The sequence below is a fragment of the Motilimonas cestriensis genome, from assembly GCF_021295315.1.
GTDB classification, from domain to species: Bacteria; Pseudomonadota; Gammaproteobacteria; order Enterobacterales; family CBDFNC01; genus Motilimonas; species Motilimonas cestriensis.
Genome location: NZ_JAIMJA010000022.1, coordinates 12513 through 34766, shown reverse-complemented (window position 1 = coordinate 34766; position 22254 = coordinate 12513). Strand labels below are relative to the sequence as shown.

The 22254-nt window shown below is 45.2% G+C and carries 24 protein-coding genes; 22 read left to right on the top strand and 2 right to left on the bottom strand.

Annotation, left to right across the window (positions count from 1 at the left end; all coding sequences use genetic code 11):
* Window positions 1-53 precede the first annotated feature (53 nt).
* From phnC to K6Y31_RS17760, 14 genes are all read left to right on the top strand, one after another.
* On the top strand, window positions 54-893 hold the full coding sequence (gene phnC / locus K6Y31_RS17825) for a phosphonate ABC transporter ATP-binding protein (RefSeq protein ID WP_233054276.1): 840 nt from the start codon (window positions 54-56) through the stop codon (window positions 891-893).
* A gap of 27 nt (window positions 894-920) precedes the next feature.
* On the top strand, window positions 921-1925 hold the full coding sequence (phnD, locus tag K6Y31_RS17820; RefSeq protein WP_233054275.1) for a phosphonate ABC transporter substrate-binding protein: 1005 nt from the start codon (window positions 921-923) through the stop codon (window positions 1923-1925).
* 78 nt (window positions 1926-2003) lie between these two features.
* Window positions 2004-2792, top strand: a complete 789-nt coding sequence (phnE, locus tag K6Y31_RS17815; RefSeq protein ID WP_233054274.1) for a phosphonate ABC transporter, permease protein PhnE — start codon at window positions 2004-2006, stop codon at window positions 2790-2792.
* A gap of 22 nt (window positions 2793-2814) precedes the next feature.
* Window positions 2815-3513, top strand: a complete 699-nt coding sequence (gene phnF / locus K6Y31_RS17810; RefSeq protein WP_233054273.1) for a phosphonate metabolism transcriptional regulator PhnF — start codon at window positions 2815-2817, stop codon at window positions 3511-3513.
* Complete coding sequence (gene phnG, locus K6Y31_RS17805) at window positions 3510-3983, top strand: phosphonate C-P lyase system protein PhnG (RefSeq protein WP_233054272.1); 474 nt, start codon at window positions 3510-3512, stop codon at window positions 3981-3983. The genes phnF and phnG overlap by 4 nt, the downstream gene beginning before the upstream one ends.
* A complete protein-coding gene (gene phnH / locus K6Y31_RS17800; protein ID WP_233054271.1) occupies window positions 3980-4591 on the top strand; it encodes a phosphonate C-P lyase system protein PhnH in 612 nt (203 codons plus the stop codon). The genes phnG and phnH overlap by 4 nt, the downstream gene beginning before the upstream one ends.
* Complete coding sequence (locus K6Y31_RS17795; protein ID WP_233054270.1) at window positions 4582-5727, top strand: carbon-phosphorus lyase complex subunit; 1146 nt, start codon at window positions 4582-4584, stop codon at window positions 5725-5727. Before phnH ends, K6Y31_RS17795 begins: the two co-directional genes overlap by 10 nt.
* Window positions 5711-6607 carry an alpha-D-ribose 1-methylphosphonate 5-phosphate C-P-lyase PhnJ gene (locus tag K6Y31_RS17790; RefSeq protein ID WP_282560203.1) on the top strand — a complete coding sequence of 299 codons (897 nt, stop codon included), beginning with the start codon at window positions 5711-5713 and terminating at the stop codon, window positions 6605-6607. The genes K6Y31_RS17795 and K6Y31_RS17790 overlap by 17 nt, the downstream gene beginning before the upstream one ends.
* Entirely contained in the window at window positions 6600-7421 is an 822-nt protein-coding gene (gene phnK, locus K6Y31_RS17785) for a phosphonate C-P lyase system protein PhnK (protein WP_232801358.1), read from the top strand. The genes K6Y31_RS17790 and phnK overlap by 8 nt, the downstream gene beginning before the upstream one ends.
* 22 nt (window positions 7422-7443) lie before the next feature.
* Window positions 7444-8217 carry a phosphonate C-P lyase system protein PhnL gene (gene phnL / locus K6Y31_RS17780; protein ID WP_233054269.1) on the top strand — a complete coding sequence of 258 codons (774 nt, stop codon included), beginning with the start codon at window positions 7444-7446 and terminating at the stop codon, window positions 8215-8217.
* Between the two features lie 4 nt (window positions 8218-8221).
* Window positions 8222-9394, top strand: coding sequence for an alpha-D-ribose 1-methylphosphonate 5-triphosphate diphosphatase (gene phnM, locus K6Y31_RS17775; RefSeq protein WP_233054268.1), 1173 nt, complete (start codon window positions 8222-8224; stop codon window positions 9392-9394).
* On the top strand, window positions 9394-10038 hold the full coding sequence (gene phnN, locus K6Y31_RS17770; protein ID WP_233054267.1) for a ribose 1,5-bisphosphokinase: 645 nt from the start codon (window positions 9394-9396) through the stop codon (window positions 10036-10038). The genes phnM and phnN overlap by 1 nt, the downstream gene beginning before the upstream one ends.
* Complete coding sequence (gene phnP / locus K6Y31_RS17765) at window positions 10035-10799, top strand: phosphonate metabolism protein PhnP (RefSeq protein ID WP_233054266.1); 765 nt, start codon at window positions 10035-10037, stop codon at window positions 10797-10799. The genes phnN and phnP overlap by 4 nt, the downstream gene beginning before the upstream one ends.
* Before the next feature lie 19 nt (window positions 10800-10818).
* Window positions 10819-11505 (top strand): DapH/DapD/GlmU-related protein, encoded by a 687-nt coding sequence (locus tag K6Y31_RS17760; RefSeq protein WP_233054265.1) that lies wholly within the window; start codon window positions 10819-10821, stop codon window positions 11503-11505.
* A 192-nt stretch (window positions 11506-11697) separates the two neighbouring features.
* Here K6Y31_RS17760 and K6Y31_RS17755 read toward each other — a convergent pair whose 3' ends face one another.
* Window positions 11698-12600: a LysR family transcriptional regulator gene (locus tag K6Y31_RS17755; protein ID WP_233054264.1), complete on the bottom strand. Its 903-nt coding sequence runs from the start codon at window positions 12598-12600 to the stop codon at window positions 11698-11700.
* A gap of 144 nt (window positions 12601-12744) precedes the next feature.
* Between K6Y31_RS17755 and K6Y31_RS17750 the strand changes: the two genes are divergently transcribed.
* The 5 genes from K6Y31_RS17750 (at window position 12745) to K6Y31_RS17730 (ending at window position 16312) form a co-directional block, all read left to right on the top strand.
* A complete protein-coding gene (locus K6Y31_RS17750) occupies window positions 12745-13269 on the top strand; it encodes an NADPH-dependent FMN reductase (protein ID WP_233054263.1) in 525 nt (174 codons plus the stop codon).
* Between the two features lie 112 nt (window positions 13270-13381).
* Complete coding sequence (gene rhlP / locus K6Y31_RS17745; RefSeq protein ID WP_233054262.1) at window positions 13382-14230, top strand: rhombotarget lipoprotein; 849 nt, start codon at window positions 13382-13384, stop codon at window positions 14228-14230.
* A gap of 116 nt (window positions 14231-14346) precedes the next feature.
* Window positions 14347-14808 carry a carboxymuconolactone decarboxylase family protein gene (locus tag K6Y31_RS17740; RefSeq protein ID WP_233054261.1) on the top strand — a complete coding sequence of 154 codons (462 nt, stop codon included), beginning with the start codon at window positions 14347-14349 and terminating at the stop codon, window positions 14806-14808.
* 187 nt (window positions 14809-14995) lie between these two features.
* The gene (locus K6Y31_RS17735; RefSeq protein WP_233054260.1) at window positions 14996-15571 is read left to right on the top strand and encodes a helix-turn-helix domain-containing protein; all 576 of its coding nucleotides are present in this window, start codon (window positions 14996-14998) and stop codon (window positions 15569-15571) included.
* Between the two features lie 333 nt (window positions 15572-15904).
* Entirely contained in the window at window positions 15905-16312 is a 408-nt protein-coding gene (locus K6Y31_RS17730; RefSeq protein ID WP_232804132.1) for a GFA family protein, read from the top strand.
* Here the strand turns inward: K6Y31_RS17730 and K6Y31_RS17725 are convergent.
* Window positions 16279-17094, bottom strand: coding sequence for a hypothetical protein (locus tag K6Y31_RS17725; RefSeq protein WP_233054259.1), 816 nt, complete (start codon window positions 17092-17094; stop codon window positions 16279-16281). The two genes, K6Y31_RS17730 and K6Y31_RS17725, sit on opposite strands and share 34 nt — an antisense overlap.
* 237 nt (window positions 17095-17331) lie before the next feature.
* Here K6Y31_RS17725 and K6Y31_RS17720 point away from each other — a divergent pair, with 237 nt between their 5' ends.
* The 3 genes from K6Y31_RS17720 to ectB all read left to right on the top strand — a co-directional run bounded on the left by K6Y31_RS17720 (window position 17332) and on the right by ectB (window position 22138).
* Window positions 17332-19113 (top strand): glycosyl hydrolase family 18 protein, encoded by a 1782-nt coding sequence (locus tag K6Y31_RS17720; protein ID WP_233054258.1) that lies wholly within the window; start codon window positions 17332-17334, stop codon window positions 19111-19113.
* Between the two features lie 458 nt (window positions 19114-19571).
* Window positions 19572-20549, top strand: coding sequence for a hypothetical protein (locus tag K6Y31_RS17715; protein ID WP_233054257.1), 978 nt, complete (start codon window positions 19572-19574; stop codon window positions 20547-20549).
* 332 nt (window positions 20550-20881) lie between these two features.
* Window positions 20882-22138 (top strand): diaminobutyrate--2-oxoglutarate transaminase, encoded by a 1257-nt coding sequence (ectB, locus tag K6Y31_RS17710; RefSeq protein WP_233054256.1) that lies wholly within the window; start codon window positions 20882-20884, stop codon window positions 22136-22138.
* Window positions 22139-22254: the final 116 nt, after the last annotated feature.

The window sequence follows — 22254 nt, the reverse complement described above, 5'->3', positions numbered from 1 at the left end:
AATTGTCATATTTCACGCTTAATTTGTAACCAAACCCGAGACGGAATTGAGTTATGAATAAGCAGGTCATCTCAGTACAACAACTGAACAAACATTTTGCTAACAATCATGCATTAAAAAATGTGGGATTGAGTGTTGAACAGGGGGAAATGGTTGCCCTTCTAGGACCGTCAGGCTCTGGTAAATCGACCCTTTTACGCCATCTAAATGGCTTAGTTTGCGGCGACAAGACCGTGAATGACAAACCAAGTAATGGTTATATTGAAGTGCTAGGTGTGCCGGTACAGAAAAACGGTAAGTTTTGTAAAACCGTTCGCGCCAGTCGCTGTCAAACTGGCTACATCTTTCAGCAATTCAACCTCGTTACCCGCCTTAGCGTGCTGCAAAACGTGTTAATTGGCGGCTTAAATAGCACACCACTGTGGCGCAGTTTAACCGGTCGATTCACTTTAGCGCAAAAACAACAAGCCATGAACGCCCTTGAACGCGTTGGCCTCGCTGATTTTGCCACACAACGGGTTTCAAACCTATCCGGTGGCCAGCAGCAACGCGTCGCCATAGCCCGCGCCTTAATGCAACAAGCCAAAATCATTCTCGCTGACGAGCCCATTGCCTCATTAGACCCAGAGTCATCACGCATCGTGATGGACATTCTCAGCGACATCAATAAAAAAGAAGGCATCGCAGTTGTTGTGACCTTACACCAAGTTGACTATGCCGTTCGTTATTGCCCACGCGTAGTGGCGCTAAAGAAAGGCGAAGTATTTTTTGATGGCCCAAGCGAACAACTCGACGAAGGCACACTAGCTGCCCTCTACGGTTCCAAAGTAACACCACCACAAAGCAATAAATCGAAAACCCCTGTACCACAACTCTGGGCTCAAACAGCCTAATTAAAACAAAAAAAGGAAGTGTTAGACATGTTAAAGCTGATCAAAAAAACGGCTATTGCCACCACCTTGATTGCAAGTGCTGCGACAACAACTGGCGCCTATGCAGAAGAGCAAATGGACACCATCAACTTCGGTATTATTTCGACTGAATCACAACAAAACCTAAAAACCTCGTGGCAGCCGTTTTTAGAAGCGATGGAGCAAAAGACCGGTTATAAGGTAAAAGCTTTTTTTGCTCCAGATTATGCAGGCATCATCCAAGGCATGCGCTTTAACAAAGTGGATGTGGCTTGGTATGGCAACAAATCAGCGATGGAAGCGGTAGACCGCGCTGGCGGTGAAATTTTTGCGCAAACAGTTGATGTAACAGGTAACCCTGGTTACTGGAGCGTGCTAGTTACACACAAAGATAGCAAATTAAACAACCTAGCCGACGTGTTAGCAAATCGCCAAGAACTGATTTTTGGTAACGGCGATCCAAACTCAACGTCTGGCTTTTTAGTGCCTTCTTACTATGTTTTCGCAAAAAACAATGTATCGGTTTCAGAATTTAAACGTTCAATGAACTCAAGCCACGAAGCTAACGCACTGGCCGCTGCAGCTAAGCAAGTGGATGTGGCGACAGGCAACACTGAAAACATGGATCGCCTTAAAGAGACGGCTCCAGACAAATTTGCTCAGCTGAAAGTTATCTGGAAATCACCGCTAATCCCTTCAGATCCTATCGTATGGCGCAAAAACCTACCTGAAAACGTCAAAGACAAGGTTTATAACTTCTTCATGAACTACGGCACCACGGGCGATGCGAAAGAGTTAGCCATTCTTAAAGAGCTGCAATGGGCACCTTTCAAAGCCTCTAGCGACCTACAACTGCTGCCTATTCGTCAATTGGTATTATTCAAAAACCGCATCCAAATCTCAAACGATACTGAGATTGATGAAGCGAAAAAAGCCACCCAATTGGCCGTTATCGATGCCGAGTTAGCAGAGCTAACACGTCAACAAAATGCACTAACGGCAATGGCTCAATAGTCCGTCGCCAAACCAAAAGCTGAGCGTAAGCTCGGCTTTTTTAGACTTTAAGTTATCTAGACAAGTAAGGCAGTTATCATGAATGCAGCAGCCGCAGACCCTTTATCACCGCCACGTACGTCTTGGTTTACCTTGATCATGTGGGCACTCGTTATCGCCGTATTATCTTGGTCATGGCAAGGGGCAGAAATTGCGCCAATGAAAATAGTCAAAGACGCCGGCAATATGGCCGAGCTTGCTTCCGACTTTTTTCCACCTGACTTTAAAAACATTTCTTATTATCTCGAAGAAATGCTGATCACCCTGCATATCGCATTATGGGGTACGTTATTTTCTATTATTTTGTCTGTGCCCCTAGGCTTAATGTGCGCTGAAAATATGGTGCCAGCTTGGGTTTATCAGCCTACCCGCCGACTGATGGACGCGGCGCGTGCCATTAACGAAATGGTCTTTGCCATGTTGTTTGTCGTCACTGTGGGACTGGGACCATTTGCCGGTGTAATGGCGTTATTTATTCACACCACCGGGGTACTGGCAAAATTGTACTCCGAAGCCGTTGAAGCCATCGACCCCGGCCAAGTTGAAGGGGTACGAGCAACGGGCGCAAACAAGCTTGAAGAGATTGTTTATGGCGTGATCCCACAAGTGCTACCACTGTGGATTTCGTTTTCACTGTATCGCTTTGAATCCAATGTGCGCTCTGCAACAGTGGTCGGCATGGTCGGAGCTGGCGGGATTGGCGTGATTTTATGGGAAAGTATTCGTGGCTTTATGTTTCCGCAAACGTGCGCCGTGATGCTGATCATTATTGTTACCGTGAGTTTGTTAGATTTTGGCTCGCAACGTATTCGTAAACTCTTTATCTAACACTGATTAATCGAGAATTCAGATGGCACGTTATCAAGAAATCGCACTGAGTTTAGAACAGGAAATAAGCCAAGCTTACCACGCTGGCCAATACCTTCCTGCCGAGCAACGCTTAGCCGAGCGTTATCAGGTTAATCGCCATACCTTGCGCCGCGCAATTGACGAGCTAGTAGGTAAAGGTTGGTTACTGCGCCAGCAAGGTAAAGGGGTAATGGTGCTCAGCAAGCCAGTGCGCTATCCCCTGCACGCTGGCGCTAAGTTTACCGACAACTTACTTAACATTGGCGCGGCGCCGACTAGCCAATTGCTTAACTTATGTCGAATTCATGCCAGTGAACGCATTAGCGAAGCGCTGCAAATACCGGTTGCTAGCCAAGTGGTGCAACTAAAAACATTGCGCTTTATTGACGACACGCCAGTAAGCCTCGTGTTTCACCATTTTAAATTAGGTGAACATGAAATCGCCTTAGGCAGCTATCAAGAAGGTTCGGTGCATCAGTTTTTAAAACAGCATTGTCACATTACTCTTAAGCGTCAGCACACGGTTATTGGCGCGCAATTACCCAGTGCTAACGACAGTGCCTGCTTGCAAGTGCCCAGCAATACCCCGCTACTGCGCTTACAAAGCATCAATGTTGATCAACAACATCAGCCATTTGAATTTTCCGTTTCACACATTAGAGCTGAGCTGGTCGAGCTTAGCTTGGAGCATCCATTATGAGCGTTTCAACCCCAACAGAGACTACCAACATTAGCGCCAGACAGCATTGGCTCGCCGTCATCGCTAATGCACCGTACGAGCAGTTATTACAACATTGGCAACAGCTTGAGTTAGACCCGCCTTGCGAAGTGATCCGCCAACCTGAAATTGGTCTTGCCCGCATTCAAGGCCGCATTGGCGGCGCAGGCGAGCGTTTTAACTTTGCTGATACCACCATTACCCGCGCCGCAGTGCGACTAGAAGATGGCACCACTGGTTACGGCTATTTACAAGGCCGCCATAAACGCCACGCACTGCTTGGCGCCATTGCTGATGCATTATTGCAACAACCTGAATACAACTTACGTTTACAGGCGGGGCTCATTCAACCTCTTGCCGAATTTATTCAACGCCAACAACGTCAAACCAGTGACCAAGCAGCCGCCACTAAGGTGGACTTTTTCACTGTCGTCAGAGGAGAAGACGAATGAGCATTATCGCCCCCGGCTTTAGTCAGCCAGTAGAGCATAGCCAATCGTGCTTTCGCCAAGTGCTTAAAGCCCTTAGTGAGCCTGGTCATATTGTTACCTTAGACAAGCATCTTGGCTTTGCGCCCCTGTGTGCATCCGCGACTCAAATACTGATGAGCTTATGTGACCAACATACGCCGCTGTATTTAAGCCCGCGATTAGAAGAAATAGACGGGGATGCCACCATCAATCAAGCGCAGCGCAACCTCACGTTTCATTGCAATACCAAGCCCAGCGCCTTAGTGAATGCCGATTTTGCCGTGGTCAGTCACAGTGAAGGGGTCAACATGGCAAGACTAAAATGTGGCACCGATACTAGCCCTGAATCAGGCACCACTTTATTAGTACAAAGTAACGGTTTTGATTGTGGCCCAGAATTTAAATTAACAGGCCCCGGTATTGAGCATTCTCGCACCGTGCAACTTGGTAACTTAAGCCAGAGCTTAGTTGAATATCTGGTTAATTCTTGCCACACCTACCCGCTAGGCATTGATATTTTGCTGTGTCACCAGCAGCAATTATTAGCCATTAGCCGTACCACCAAAGTGGAGTTAATCCCATGTATGTAGCAGTAAAAGGCGGTGAGAAAGCCATTGCCGCCGCACACCAATTGCAGGCTAAGCGCCGCCGTGGTGATGTCAATATTACCGAGCTCAGCGTTAAGCAAATAGAGCAGCAACTCAGCCTTGGGGTTGAGCGCGTGATGACCGAAGGCGGCATCTACGACCGTGAACTGGCCGCGCTGGCTATCAAACAAGCCAGTGGCGATCAGGTTGAAGCGATTTTTTTGCTGCGTGCATATCGCACCACCTTACCCATGTTGACAACTTGCCAGCCTCTTGATTGTAAGAAAATGCGCGTGCAAAGACGTATCTCAGCCATTTACAAAGACTTACCCGGCGGACAGCAACTTGGTCCGACTTATGATTACAGCCATCGTTTATTAGACTTTAGCTTGTTAGCAGAAGGCGTGACGAATGATCACGAACCCGCTCAACAAGCAACTAAATCCGCCAGCGCGGAGAACAATGCAGCGCCTTTTAGCAAGGTATTTGATCTATTAGCGCAACAAGGCTTTGCCGAAGCTGAATCGGACAGCGGTGAAATCCCCGCTGACATTACCGAGCAAGCGATCAGTTATCCTTGTTCACGCGCTGCCCGCTTACAGCAGCTTAGCCGTGGCGATGAAGGTTACTTACTGTCATTAGCCTACTCCACCCAGCGCGGTTATGGTCGTAATCACCCGTTTGCGGGTGAAATTCGCAGCGGCGAAGTGCCCATTGAAATTTGCCCCGAAGAGCTCGGTTTCAATATCGAGATAGGCAGCGTATTGCTAACTGAATGTGAAATGGTCAATGGTTTTATCAAACCAGAAGACGCGCCACCGCACTTTACCCGCGGTTACGGCTTATCGTTTGGCTTTAATGAACGCAAAGCCATGGCCGTGGCGCTACTTGATCGCGCCTTACAAGCCAAGCAATACAACGAGCCGGTGGCAGGCCCCGCCCAAGATGAAGAATTTGTTTTAGCCCACGCCGACAACGTTGAAGCCGCAGGTTTTGTGTCGCACCTTAAACTGCCCCACTACGTTGATTTTCAATCGGAGTTAGAGCTACTTAGAAAAATGCAGCAACCGGCCCACGCAGAGGACTCTGCTGACAAACACCACAAGCAAAGCCAGGAGCACAATGATGCAGTCCTTTAATCAAACCTTTAGTGCCACTGAGCCTGAGCAAGACTATAACTTTGGTTATCTAGACGAGCAAACCAAGCGCATGATCCGTCGCGCCATTTTAAAAGGCGTCGCCCTACCCGGCTATCAGGTCGCGTTTGGTGGCCGCGAAATGCCCATGCCCTACGGTTGGGGCACGGGAGGCATCATGTTAAGTGCCTCTATTTTAGGTCAAGATGACGTATTTAAAGTGATTGACCAAGGCGCCGATGACACTACCAATGCAGTATCGATTCGTCAGTTTTTTGCCAAGGTATGCCACTTGGAAACCACCACAGAAACCGCCAAAGCGAGTGTGATCCAAACCCGTCACCGCATTCCTGAGCAACCACTGCGTAACGACCAAATATTAGTGTTTCAGGTACCGATCCCTGAGCCGCTGCGCTTTATCGAGCCAAGAGAAACCGAAACCAAAAAAATGCACTCGCTGGGCGAGTATGGCTCGATGCAAGTGAAGCTTTACGAAGACATCGTCAAATACGGCTACATCGCCACTAGCTATGCCTACCCCGTGATGGTGCATGGCCGCTATTTAATGGATCCCTCACCGATCCCTAAATTTGATAACCCAAAAATGCATCAATCAAATGCATTAATGCTGTTTGGTGCCGGTCGTGAAAAACGCATCTATTGCATTCCACCCTATACCGATGTGGCGAGCCTCGATTTTGAGGACCATCCCTTTAGCATTCAGCAATGGCAAGCACCCTGTAGTTTATGTGGCAGTGAAACGAGCTTTTTAGATGAAGTGCTCATCGACGACCAAGGTCAGCGTATGTTTGTTTGCTCTGACACCGATTATTGCCAAGGGCAACTGGCAAAAAACGCAGCTGAGGAGGCGCTTCATGGATAATTTAGCCCAAGCATTACCCGCGCAATTCAACGACCCAGCCGAGGCGCCATTACTGCGCGCCGAAGGACTAAGTAAACTTTACGCGCCCGGTAAAGGCTTTGAACCCGTGAACCTCAATTTATTTCCCGGTGAAGTATTGGCCATTGTCGGTGAATCTGGCTCAGGCAAAACCACCTTACTTAAAACCTTGTCAGGTCGACTTGAGCCACAGCAAGGCGAAGTCATTTATCAAGGCAATAGCCAAATGCCAGCAGCCAGCTTGTATCAAATATCAGAAGCGGCAAGACGTCAGCTGATGCGCGCGGATTTTGGCATTGTCCACCAGCACCCAATGGATGGCTTACGGCCACGAATTTCCGCTGGCGGTAATATCGGCGAGCGGCTAATGGAAGTGGGCGCGCGTAATTACGCCGACATTCGTCGCCAAGCATTGAACTGGCTAACGGCCGTAGAGATAGGCGCGGATCGCATTGACGACCTGCCCATTACGTTCTCAGGCGGCATGCAACAACGCTTACAAATTGCCCGTAATCTGGTCACTCATCCTAAATTAGTGTTTATGGATGAGCCTACTGGCGGCTTAGATGTGTCGGTACAAGCGAGATTACTGGATTTGATCCGTAACCTTGTGACTGAACTTAATTTAGCCGTCGTCATAGTGACCCATGATCTCGCAGTGGCACGCTTGCTCGCTCACCGCATTATGGTGATGAAGCAAGGTCAAGTCGTTGAAACGGGTCTAACCGACCGCGTGTTAGACGATCCACAACATGCCTACACCCAGTTACTGGTGTCATCGGTGTTGCAACAATAGCCACAAGAGAAGGAGTCACCTCATGGAACCTTTCATGGTTGCAAAAAACATTAACAAAACCTTCGTTTTACATAACCAAGGAGCGGCCAGCTTAGCGGTGCTGCAACAGCAAAATTTAGCCATTTATGCCGGTGAATGTGTGGTTCTCAATGGCAGCTCTGGCTCAGGTAAGTCGAGCTTATTGCGCACCCTATATGGCAACTACCAAGTTGACCAAGGTGAACTATTGATCCGCCAGCCAGCTCATCAGCAAAGTGATCAAACTGAGTCAACCTGGCTTGATATGGCAACAGCCAGTCCGCGCCAAATAATCAAACTGCGCCAACAAACTATCGGCTGGGTGAGTCAGTTTTTACGAGTCATACCCCGACTTTCAGCCCTTGATATCGTGATGCAACCACAACTTGAAAATGGCATACCTCGTGAGCAAGCCAAGGAAAAAGCGCAGCATTTACTGCATACATTAAATGTGCCCGAACATTTATGGCAACTCGCACCGGCAACATTTTCAGGGGGTGAGCAGCAACGGGTCAATATTGCACGTGGCTTTGCCGTTGATTATCCCTTGCTGTTGCTCGATGAGCCTACCGCGTCACTCGACCAACACAACGCTGAGCAAGTCATCATGCTAATCAATCAAGCTAAAGCACGCGGCGCCGCCATTGTTGGCATTTTTCACGACACTTGGGTGCGTGACCAAGTCGCTGACCGCTTACATCACATGTCCAGTGGCACTGACTTAGCTGTATCTCAAAATCAAACTGAATTTCAATCAATTAGCGACCGCGTAGGATAATTTCATGATCATCACAAATGTAAAAATGGTACTGGCCGATCAAATCATCACCGGCTCATTAGAAGTGCGCGACGGTAAAATTTGCACCCTAAGTGATACGCAAAGTAGCCTAAGTTGCGCCATTGATGGACAAGGTGCTTTTCTACTGCCAGGGCTGATTGAACTGCACACCGATAATTTAGAAAAGTTTTTTACCCCGAGACCAAAAGTGAATTGGCCGGGCCATTCCGCCATGGCCAGCCACGATGCCTTAATGGTTGCCAGTGGTATTACCACGGTGCTAGACGCAGTCGCCATTGGCTACATTAACGATCAAGGCACCCGCTTAGCCAACCTTGATCGCATGTTAAGTACCATCGTCAGTACCCAGCAAGCGGGCCATAATCGCGCCGAACATTTACTGCATTTGCGCTGCGAGCTACCCAATGCCGACACCTTTGAAACCTTTGAAACCTTAGTCAATAAATTTACCCCACAATTTACCCAACAAGGCACAGCCAAAAGCCCGATTGCCATGGTGTCGTTAATGGATCACACCCCAGGCCAACGCCAATTTATTGATAGCGAAAAATACCGCACCTACTACATGGGTAAATACGGCTTAAATGTGCAAGAAATGGCCGCCTTTGAAGCCGAACAAACCCAAGCTTCACTGCTATGGTCAGATAAAAACCGCCAAGCCATTGCCGCTTCAGCTCGCCGCCATGGCTTTGCCCTAGCCAGCCACGATGATGCGACCGTTGCACACGCTCAAGAGTCTGCGGATTTGGGCTGTTGTATTGCCGAATTTCCCACCACAGTGGCCGCCGCTAAAGCTTCTCATGCGGCTGGCTTACAGGTAATGATGGGCGCACCGAACATTGTGCGCGGCGGGTCTCACTCTGGTAACGTGGCTGCAGCAACCTTGGCCAGTGAAGGCGTATTGGATATTTTATCGTCGGATTACTATCCTGCCAGCATGCTCGATGCCGCCTATCAAGTGGCACTGGATAGCAATAATCAATACGACCTTTGCCAAGCCATTCAAATGGTGAGCAAAACGCCAGCGAAAGCATTGGCAATGGACGATCGCGGCTGCATCGAAGAAGGTAAGCGGGCAGATTTAGTGCTGGCAATGCCTAATGAGGATCGCCTACGAGTAATGCAAGTATGGCGCACAGGCGAACGGGTGTTTTAATGCACACAACTAGCCTCAGCGCAAACAATAGTGCAAGCGCTAACCACAGTGCCAAACTATTCTATCTGGTCGGCCCCTCTGGGGCTGGCAAAGACAGCTTAATCAATGCGTTGCGCAAGCAACCTTTAAGCTGCTCTTTGTATATTGCGCCCCGGTATATTACCCGGGCCCCAGATAGCACGGCCGAAGATCACATTGCCTTATCGTCAACCGAGTTCAGTGAACAAAAGCAACAAGGGTTATTTGCCATGCAATGGCAAGCCAATGGCTACCAATACGGCGTCGGCAATGAAGTTAACCGTCAACTCAATAATGGCGTTTCGGTATTGTTTAATGGCTCACGTGCACATATTTCATTGGCAAGGCAACTGTTTGGCGATCGCCTGCGGATGATCGCGTTAGAGGTATCTGCTGACGTATTAGCCGAGCGGTTACGCCAGCGCGGGCGTGAGTCTGAAGCCGAGATAATGGCAAGGCTAACCCGCAACCAGCATTACCAAAGCAGCTTACCACTGGACTGTTGGCGCTTAGACAATAATCACAGTCTAACCGAGACCACTGCGCGGTTAATGGCCTATATCCAAAGCCAAACCACTGAGCAAAGTTTATCAAACCAGCAGCAACAGGAGTTCTGTATACGATGAAATTTACCTTATTAGGCACCGGCAGTGTGCAAGGCGCGCCAGTTTATGGCTGTGAGTGTCAGGCTTGTCTCAATGCCCTTACCGAGCCTAATTTGGCGCGTAAGCTGTGCTCCGGTTTACTTGAGGTTGAGGGTAAAACCTTGTTATTGGATGCGAATTATCCACGGCTGATGCAGCGTTTCCCCGCTGGTACCATTAACGCTATCTTGCTAACCCATTATCACATGGATCACGTACAAGCCCTGTTTGAGCTACGTTGGGGCTTAGCGCCCAACATTGCGGTTTATCACCCTAACGACCCGAATGGCTGCGATGATTTATATAAACACCCGGGCCTGCTCGCATTTCAAGCGCCGAATCAACACGGCCAAACCTTTCATGTTGATGGCTTAGACAAGCTCGCCATCACGCCACTGAATATGCAGCATTCAAAACCTTGCCATGGCTATTTATTTGAATACCAAAACCATTGCTTGGCCTATTTAACCGACACGGTGGGCATTCCAGACGAGACTTGGCAAATACTGCTGGATAAGTCCCCCAGCCACATTGTCATCGATTGCAATTACTCGCCTTTGGTTGAAAACAGCAACCATAACAATTTGCGCCAAGTATTAGCCTTAGCCAAGCAGCTACCACACTGCCATTGGCTACTGACTCATATTAGCCATGAGCTAGATTTGTATCTACTAAGCGCGACAGACCCCCTACCCGATAATGTCAGCGTTGGACATGATGACATGGCGTTAACTTTTAACTAAATCCAAGAGTATGATAAAGATGAATAGCAAAGTTGAACCAAGCGTAAAAGTAAATCAAGGGCAATCACTTTCCAATGCGCCAAGTGTCCATGACAGCGCATCAATTCACAATTGCACCCTAGGCGTTTGGACCGAAATTGGCGCTCGTAGCCTTTTAGATAATGTACAATTTGGCGATTACAGCTATGCCCAAAACGACGTTGACTTAGCCCTATGTGAAGTGGGTAAATTTGTCTCTATTGCGTCAAACGTCAGGGTTAACCCCAGCAATCATCCTTGGTGGCGCCCCACCTTACACCACTTCACCTACCGGCCACAAAAATACGCCATGCCAGCCCCGGCAGAAAGCGGCGTTGACCCCGAAATTTTTAATTGGCGCGCTGCAAATAAGGTGCATATTGGCCATGACGTATGGATTGGTCACGGCGCCATTATCATGCCGGGTATCACCATAGGTAACGGCGCCATTGTTGGCGCAGGCAGCATAGTGACTAAAGACGTGCCGGCGTGGCACATTGTGGTTGGCAACCCCGCCAAGGTGCTGCGGCCACGCTTTGAACAAGCAGATATAGGCCCGCGCTTAGATAAACTAGCTTGGTGGGATTGGAGCCATGAAAAAATCAGCTCGGCATTGCCTTTATTTCAGCAAGATTGCTTGGCGTTTTTAGCCCACTATGAATCAATAGATAACCTCAGTTCTGTTTAAGCCTAATACAGCAAAATAAAGTATGTTTTACGGCAAAATTTCGTTTTCAGGGATGAAAACGCAAAGCTTATAGGGACATATTCACAGCGTTTTTGCAGAAAAACATACTATATTCGCTTATCCAAGATTCGGGTTAGATAGATAAGTAGCAAACACGGACCCGCTTTGACACCTTCGTCAAAGCGGTCGCTTTTAATTTTCCGTTAGCGCTTCACTCAACAAATCGATAAAACAACGCACTTTAGGTGACAAGTGTTTGCGGCTGGGATAAACCGCATAGACATTCACTTCCGGTTGAATAAATTCAGGGAACAACGCTTCAATTTGTTCATTAGCAAAGGCGGAATCTAAATAAAAGCCCGGTAAACGACAAATGCCCTGGTCGGCTAGCACCATGTCTAACTCGGCTTGACCATTGTTGCAGCGCATTTTTTCTTTTACATCGACACTAAAATGCTCCCCGGATTGCGAACTGAACTCCCAGCGCGTTGGATTTTTTAAATTGCTATAGCAAATACAATGGTGTTTATTTAATTCTCTAGGGTGATAGGGACGGCCTTGTTTTTCGAGGTAACCTTTCGATGCGATGACGTAAGCCTTAGTTTTAAAAATACGCTTACAAATCAAGCTCGACTCTGCCAATTGTGGTGTGGCGCGGATCGCTAAATCGTAACCATCAGCAATCACATCAATATGCTTATCACTTAAATCCAAATCCAGGCGTACATTGGGGTAAAGGTCCAAAAACTGAGCCAAAATGGGTTGCAGATAATGAGCGCTAAAACCTATCGGGCAACTGACCTTGAGCGTACCTTTAGGGTCAATACTGTTTTGTGTAATGGCGGCGATGGCGGACTCAGCATCCTGCAACAGCTGAGTACAATACTGATAATACGCTTCCCCTTCGGGTGTCAAGGCGATTGAGCGTGTGGTTCTATTTAATAAGCGAACCCCCAAACGCGTTTCCAGCTTAGTAATTTCCTTACTCACGTGGGAGCTGGAATGGCCCAATTGCTCTGCCGCCGCGCTAAAACCTTGGCTCTTTACAACTTGCACAAATATTTCAATGCCTTCAAACAGCTTATTACCAGTCATATGGAAACAGTTCGTCCACTTTTACCGTATTAATCAATGAGAGTAACAGATATAGAATGAGTTTCATCAGTTCAAGACAGTTGACACCATTTTGTGACGCTGCGCAGAACATACAATAACGTCATCACATTTAGGAGCAATATCATGAAAGTATTAGCCTTTGCCGCAAGCAGTTCAAAACAGTCTATCAATAAACAATTGGCTAGTTATGCCGCCTCTTTGGTTAAAGATGCTGAAGTAGAACTGCTAGACATTAACGATTACGAAATGGCGATTTACAGTAGCGACCGTGAAAATGAGACCGGTATTCCATTAGCCGCCCAGCAATTCTTCAAAAAAATCGGCGCGGCAGACGCCATCGTTATTTCATTTGCTGAGCACAACGGCTCCTATACCGCCGCTTATAAGAATTTATTTGATTGGACTTCACGCATTAACATGAAAGTGTTTCAAGGTAAGCCGGTGATCATGCTCGCCACTTCACCAGGCCCAGGCGGCGCGCAGTCAGTGCTTAATGCGGCCACTACATCAGCGCCCTATTTTGCTGCCGATGTTAAAGGGAGCCTATCCATTCCGAGCTTTTACGACAACTTCGACCTTGAAGCACAGCAACTTACTTCTCCTGAATTACTCGATAAACTTGTATCAGTAATGGCGACGTTAAATTAAGTAATCCTCAGCTCCCCCGTTTTCCCGGGGGAGTAAAACCACACTTGCTATCTAAGTGCACTTACCATTTAATAATAACCTGTTATTGATAGTGTTAAGGTTAGTAAGAAAAATGAAAACTAAACTGTTTGTAATACTCATCAGCGTATTTGGCCTCGCTGCGTGCAGTAGCTTTGTTAGTAATAATGTAGGTAAAAATACCATTTCAAGTAGCTTGGTTGACTTTTTATACCCCGACCCCGAAAGCCGCACTCAGCACCAGCCCGAAATCCCCGTGCTCACGTTACCGGTCAAGGTGGGCATCGCCTTTGTGCCACCAACGGGCTATAGCCGTAACCCCATTCATGAAAAAGACCAAATAGCATTGCTCAATACAGTTAAATCATCATTTGCAGGTTATGAATATATTGACCACATTGAAGTGATCCCAAGTACTTATCTGCAAGGTGGCCAAGGCTTTACCACCCTTTCACAAGTGGGACGACTATATGATATCGACGTCATTGCACTGGTCTCTTACGACCAAGTGACGCAATCACTGGAAAACAACGCCGCCCTACTTTATTGGACCATTGTTGGCATGTATATGATCCCCGGCAATCAAAACTCAGTGCAAACCTTTGTCGATACCGCTGTATTTGATATTAACAGCCAAAAAATGCTGTTTCGCGCACCAGGTGTAAGCCAAATAGAGCGTTTAAGTACCGCCATTGGCGTTGACGATACCCTTAATGACAAATCACGTGAAGGCTTTAGCTTAGCCGTTGCAGACATGACTAAAAACCTAGACGCTGAACTCGCGCGCTTTAAAACCCGAGTAAAAGAAGAAAAAGTCGCGAAAATAGAACACAGTGACGGCTACAGCGGCGGCGCCATGGGTTGGCTGATCATGTTTATGTTTTTGGTGGGAATAACCCGAAAAGTTAATAAGTTACATAGTCAATGGTATTTTTTTATATAAAAAAGATACTGGTAATTAGGTTCGAACATTAACCTACCTTATGTCGGAAATATTCAATACCTAGTATTGCGCAAAAAGCTATTGTATAGCTTCACCATCATTAAGGAGAGAAAACAATGGCTTCACGTGCAAATTACATGGGCTTAGCGACCAAAGCGATGCAAATTTTGATGGCGCAAGAAAGCTATCTACGAGAGCAGTTCAGCACCTCAGATACAGTTACACTAGCGGTGTGGGAGTTAGTAAAATTGCGAATATCACAGATTAATCAGTGCGCTTTTTGTATTGACATGCACAGTAAAGACGCAATGGCTCAAGGAGAAACTTCAGAGCGTATTATCGGTTTAAATGCATGGCGTGATATGCCATTGTATACTCATATTGAACTTGTTTCGCTCGAGCTAGCAGAGCATTTAACCTTTGGTAAGCCGGTAGACGATAAGATTTATAGCAATGCGGTTGAGACGTTAGGTGAACAAGGGTTAGTTGATTTAACCATTGCTATCAATGCAATCAATAGTTGGAATAGAATCGTTAAAACGTTCAAGCCAGAGGTAGGCAGCTATAAGCCACAATAACCCCCCCAATGTATCGTTAAATTTTGAGCTGTCTCACCCCACGGGACAGCTATCCGCATTATTACAAGGCATATGGTCAGCCTCTGTCTCTGAATTGCAATCTGAACCAATAACAAAGTCTCTGTATACCGATGCCAGCAGTGGCATACTTTTCCACCTTGCCGGAGACATCAAGATAGGAAGCAAATTGCTGCCACCAGGCGTTATTTTTCAACCTGTCAGCAAGGTCTCCGAGCAAATTAGTCTTTTCCCCGGCACACAACTGGCAGGTTTACGTTTTCATCCTGCCATTGGCTATGGCGTCTTAGGTCAGCATTTCGATCATCCAACACCACTAACTGCGAATATTGACTATTTTGACGACCTTAAAGCGCTTTATTCAGACTTACAGCTTATAAATAATAACCAAAGCCGAATCGACACTCTTTGCTGCTGGGCGAGAGAGCACATGGCGCTTAAGCAAGTCATTCCTGAATCATTGCAACTCGCTTTAAAACATATTGCTCTTGATGCAACATTAGCAGACTTAGATAGTCAGGTTTCCTTGAGCCAAAGACAAATTGAGCGCCTGTTTAAACGTTGGCTGGAAATATCACCGAAACAGTACCAGCGCATTTTACGAGTCCAAAAAACCATTAACTATTTGCGTGAACATAAAGCAGTCACGTTAGTTGATGTTTCGCAGCAATTTGGCTTTAGTGATCAAGCTCATATGACAAGAGAATTTCGTTCAATCGCCAGTATTACCCCAAGTAAATTGTAGGTAGGGTTGATGCTCTATACCTAAGCAACCTAGAGATGCTTGATTTCAGCAAGATTTTACACGCACTTTGGCAAGACATTGAATTGATTGCAGGTAATACCTTGCCCTTATCAAAAATCACGTAGCATAAACGCATGTAACTGCACTTTGAGGGCTTCGCCCTTTTCCACTACGCTGTTACGCTCATTTAAAGGTGTCTACATTCCTGCATTAGCGTCCTAGTATTGAAAATACGGCGGAGCTCTGAAACATGCACCTTCAAGTTGATTGGGTATAGACTATTAGCTTATCCATCATTCGAGTTGCGTTATATACCAACAATAAGGGGGTTTGATGAATAATCAACATTTTGGTTCATGTCTTTGCGGTAGCACTAAATATACGCTTTCAGGTGACTTTCAGTCATTTTTCTTATGTCATTGCACTCGATGTCAAAAAGGTACGGGCTCTGCACATGCCGCTAATTTGTTTGCAACCGACAGCTCGTTAACTTGGTTGCAGGGAGAGTCTAATGTCAAGATCTATCAATATCCTAACTCATTACATAGAAAAAGCTTTTGTCAAAATTGTGGATCTGCATTACCCACATATATAAAAAACATAAATTGCGTGGTTGTACCCGCTGGCAGCTTGGATAGTCCGGTTCCCATTTCGCCAACCGCGAAAATATTTGTATCTAACAGTGCAAGTTGGCTTAAAAACACAGGCTATGTACCTTGCTTTGATGGGTTACCAACGTAATCAGCGGAAGCTCTGGGCGCATCTAATGCACAATTGGGGGTAGGAAGGCCATATTTACTGAATAATGTTGCCAGTACACCAGACCGATATAACTTGGCTAATAGTTGGTCAAGTTTGTCACTATCAATTGGTGAGTTTTGAAATAACAGGTAACGTCTCTGGTTATGGCGATCTACTCGCTCTGAAATAAGCAGCTTGTTATAGGCTTGAGGATTGGTCACAGCTAAATAGGCTAAACTTGCGCTAGAGGTGATGCCAATATCCCCTCTTCCTCTTAAAATACCTTGTATTACAACATACTGGTTGCTTGAAAAGGCGATATCAAACTGCCCTTTTAGCCACTCCTCATCATTAATGTTATTGGCAAAATTGTAGTGGAATCCCGCCACTGCTAGGATTTTTTTAGTTGTAATGCTATCAAAGTAGGTTTGATCTTTGGCTTTAGTTTTTAAGGCAATAAAGCGCTCTTTAGATTCATACAGTACACAGGCACTTGATCGTAAAGACAAGCCTGGGAACCAAATCTCATCTTGAAGAGCGACGATATGCAGGCTTTTTCCTTGAACTTTACTGTGCAGTCTTTTTATTGGGTAAAGCTTACTCACAAACAAATAATCTTGCTGAATGTCATTAAGCGCATGAGTGATATCTAACGCTAGCCCTTGAGAAGCATCAATGAAAAATGGCGGTTGCTGAGTATCAGGTAAGCCAACTTCAACCATCACCCTACTGTAAATAGGTAGGCTTACCAGCAGTAAAAATGATGCTAAATACTTGTTCATTAATTTACTCACCTACAGGCTCTTACTGTTTAGTCTAGTCAGTTTAAATCTGATGACGCTTTTTTTACCATCTCAGTAATTACCAAGATCAAAGCTCAGTTCTTAACATTTGACTGAAAGAACGAGACAGGCGCTTTTAGCTTAGATAACAAACAAAACTGTTGACTTGTAGCTATTACTCACTCTAACTTCATAACATTTCATTTACATCTAATCTCAAAAGCTTATAATTTTCCGATGCGTAAATTGTTAACAATATTTCTCATCATACTGCTCCCCCATACCGCTTTTGCATCAGAAAAGCTGCTCGTTGGACAGTTTTTTGGTTGGAATGGCCAAATTAATGAGTTGGAAATTGAGCCCCTTACTCATTTGGTTTATAACCATCTCAACCTTACTGAAACCGCAAGTATTGATGTACTGCTACCAAAGCAAGAACTCAAACACTTAACTGCATTACGTACACTTAAACAGCGTAAGCCAAGCTTGACATTACTAGCAAGTATTGGTGGTTGGGCATTATCGCAAAACTATCCTCTTATTACGTCAAATGAAAAGCTATCTCAACAGTTTATTGACAACATAGGAGCCTTGTTAGCGGAAGGGATCTTCGATGGTATTACTATTGATTGGCGCTACCCCGGTGTCAGCCGTGAAAAAACAGTGGGTAATCGTGATTCTGATGGAGACAATTTATTAAACTTGATTATGCGGATCAGGCAAACCTACCCTAACATGCCTTTATTTATGACGGTTTCTGTTTTAACGGACGACCTCATTTATCTCCCCATCAAACAAATAAGCCAATATGTTGATGTTATTGAGATTCTATCGTTAGATCTAGCTGGGCACTGGCAAAATAAAAGCGGGCATTCGTCGCCTTTGTTCACGCCAAAAGACAACCCTGCCATTTTTACCGGCAGTCTTGATGAAGCGGTTCAACACCTATTAAACCAACAGGTACCCAGTGATAAACTCATTGTCAGCATTCCTGCTTTTGGTCATGGCTGGCTTGGCGTTAAAAACAACAATCAAGGGCTTTTCCAGCCATCAGAGTCGATCCCTAAAGGTGACTATACGCCAAAGGGGCAGCCTAATACTGGCTTATACAGCCAGCAAAGTATTCAAGATCTTTATTTTGCTGAAAATTATCAGTCTTACTGGGATGATCAAGCCAAAGCATCATACCTTTTCAATATGCAGACAGGACATTTTATTAGTTTTGAAAGCACTCGCTCGCTGAAAGAAAAAGTTGCTTACATTAACCACTATCAGCTTGCTGGCATGAGCATTCAAGACTTAGGTGCAGATGTTAGCTTAGTTACACAAGCGGCTAATTTGCTTAACACCAATAAACTGCCTGCTATCGATACCCACCAGATAAATTTAAAGTTAATTTCACTCACTTTGCTATTGCTATTAAGTGCCGGTTTTTTGGGGTTTTACTGGTATCGACGCGCGATTAATCACAACCAGCAACAGCAAGAGATGGCCAAAGAGTTATTGCATTTACAACTACAACAAGCATCCTTACCGACGATCTCCAACGAAGACATTACTGAACTAAAGAAAGAATTAGAACAGCAACAACAAAAATACAATTTAACCTTAGAAGACCAGTCCATTACCGCTCAGCTGCAACAAATGATGGATCACTTAAGCTCTCACCTCCAACAAGTGACCAATGATCCTACATTACTTTCCGAACTGCATAAAATCAGCAGTAACAAAAATAGATTACTTTATATCCAAGCTGAAAAAGGATACACCGGCTTATATCTCCATAATCAAGATAAACCAGAGTACATTTATACACGATTGAAGCAGCTTAAACGCTACTATGACGATGAATTTTTAGTCCAAATTCATCGTTCATACCTCGTCAGTGCGCAAAAAGTAGAAGGTGTTTTTGAGAATAATGAAGGCAAGCTGATGATTCAAATTGGCAATAAAACGTTACCCATTGGCGGCAGCTATATTGCAAAGCTACAACAAAATTTCAACCATTGGTTCAACTAATTCACCTAGCTTAATCATAAAAACCAGATCACGAGGGTACATTAAATTATTAAGGTGCCCTCTTGCTTATCCCTACACTTTACCTCCCTTGTTCTTCAGCAAAGCTTTGCGACTTAGGTCGTTAATAACGCACATAAATACGACTGCTTTTTGTCTATACAAAAATGCCTCAAAACGCTCACTCAGATATTAAATCTGACTACTAATGACCAAAAAACAAGCTTAACAATTCACAAAAAATAAATACTTATATATTTAATTCAAAGCCTTACAAGCATTCATCTTTCAATAATTTTTCACGAAATTCAATTTTTCAACAATGCAGAAAATCAAGCTGCAACCCTTGTAAATACTCAATGCTATTTAAATTCATGAAAAAACCGAGCCTCCACTCTAGCCAGAAAGCCTTAAATCCATCCATCATGATGGCGGACCTAAACAAATGAAAAGGAAATCAAATGAAATGTTTTAAGGTAAAACCTCTCGCATTAGCATTCACTAGCATTGCTACTTTGGTATTTAGTCATGCCAGCTTTGCTGAAAATACAGAGGGTGAGAAATACAAGACCATAAAGGTAAACTGCCAAAAATCTCCCCTAGCCCTGCAAAAAGCACTGGCTAAAAAACACCATAAATCGCTCAAATTAGTTATCGCAGGAACATGCTCTGGGCCTATTGAAATAAACCGAACGGCTAAAACAATACTTCAAAGTTCGAGCCGAGAAAAAGCAGTGATCACTATGGCAGATGATTTAAATTCTCAATATGCCATCACGGTGAACAGTAGCAATGTTACTTTAGCTAATCTCCATTTTAACTTGCCTAACCATAACCGTATGCTCTCGATTAATCACAATGGCGTAGTTTACGCAGAAAGACTCACAAGTGGTTTTCACCAAGGCGATACCCAACAAAAACCCCATATCCATCTACTTGGTAATAGCAGCCTGATCGCCGAATATTTGCAAGGTGTGGACATTCGGGTTAGAGGTAACTCTTATGCTCAATTTGATAAAGGCAACCAACTCTTATCACTGATTATTAGTGACACATCTGCAACCTTGGCGAAAAATGCCAGTGAATTTGAACAAATACAGGTGTGGGGTAATGGCCATTTAGAAAGTAATGACGGAGTATCGATATCTAACCTTGCCTTGTATGGCCAATCCAGCGCAGAAGTGCTCAACAGCCAAGTTGACACTCTTACCTTAGGCGGCAGAACCATGTTTGCGGCTTACGAAAACTCCACAGTTACAGGCCCGTATAGCTTTTACACTAACAACTATATTTTCGAGATAGTCAGTTCAAGTTTAAATAACTGGACCAGCCAATCTCACCCTAATGCACTTATCTCTGGGTTCAATGCAACGGTCAATGGCACGACTTACCCTGACTGGAGTTGGTCAGGCGCAGATGGAGCGTTGGGCAATCAATAATAGCTATGTTTAAACTAATGCGGGGGCTGGATCCGTGTAATAAGCAGAGCCAGTCTAATCCAATAAACCCGAATTTTGGATAAGCGAAATTGTATGCTTTCCTGCAAAAACGCGGTGAATATATCCCTATACGCTTTGCGTTTTCATCCCTGAAAACGCAATTTTGCCGTAAAGCATACTTTATCTGGCCGCGATAGACTTAAGTAAAACTGAGGTTAGTAAAATAAAGCTGTGTAAATTAGCTATGGTTAGCTAAAGTAGAGCAAGAGAGTGATCCGGATAAAGACCTATAGCGTAAGTCCCCCCTAACCTCTTAACTTAAAAGGCTAAAAGTGGACATATTTAACGATTACGAGTCAGAAGTACGTGGCTACATTCGATCTTTTCCAACTGTGTTTGATAAAGCAGTTGGGGCAGAAATATTCGGCGAGGATGGCACTCGATACATAGATTTTTTCGCCGGTGCCGGTACCCTTAATTATGGGCACAATCCAGAAGTTGCCGTAGAGGCACAAATTAAATACTTGCAAGACCGTCGCATTGCCCATGGCTTAGATAAAGCAACCGTTGCAAAGCAAGCATTCATGGAAACATTTGTAGAAAAAATACTCAAGCCTCGTGGCTTAGACTACAAGATGCAGTTTACCGGCCCAACAGGAACCAACTGCACCGAAGCGGCAATGAAATTAGCTCGCCAAGCAAAAAACCGCCCCGGCATTATAGCCTTCACCAATGCATACCATGGACATACCATGGGGGCTTTAGCGGCAACGGGCAATGAGTCCTATCGTGATGATTCATATGGTAGTCGCGGCGCTGTTTCATTTATGCCCTTTGATGGTTTCTTAGGCCCTGATATAGACAGCTTGCATGTGTTCCGCCGCTACTTAGAAGATAAGGGTTCTGGTTTGGAGAAGCCTGCCGCGGTGATTATTGAAACCGTTCAAGGCGAAGGGGGGATTAATGTTGCCTCTACCGAGTTTTTGCAAGGTCTGTCAACACTTTGTAAAGACAACGATATACTCTTAATCGTCGATGACATCCAAGTTGGCAATGGGCGTACAGGTAAATTTTTTAGCTTCGAAGAAGCTGGTATTAAACCTGACATGGTCTGTTTATCCAAGTCTATTGGCGGTGGAAACCCGATGGCTGTATTACTAATGGATCCAAAAGTCGATGTTTGGTCTCCGGGTGAACACACGGGGACATTTCGTGGTAATTCACTGGCTTTTGTTGCAGCTAAAGAGCTTATTGATGCGTTTTGGTCAGACGATCAACTTACTCACGATGTTTTCCGCAAGTCTAAAATTATGCGTACTGCACTTGAGGAGTTGCGCGACGAGTTTCCCAGTTTAAACTGCAATGTTCGTGGCCGAGGTTTAGTGATGGGCATTGAAACTAAACGTGAAGGTTTTGCTGATGCCGTATCAGCAAAAGCATTTGAGAGAAGACTCATTTGCGAGACCTGCGGTGCAGAAAGCACGATTAATAAATTATTTGTCGCACTAAACATCGATGACGAGATCTTCAACGAAGGTCTTACAGTATTTAAAGATGCTTTTCGTGAAGTGGCTATAAAGCATCTATAATGAGCCTTCTTGCTTGGCGGTTGCCTTAAACGATGAGTCTGACAGGTAATTTTAATCGCATTTTTATGGAACCCATACCAGCAAATTAGAAAGGATATTCTCCGCTTAAGATGAGT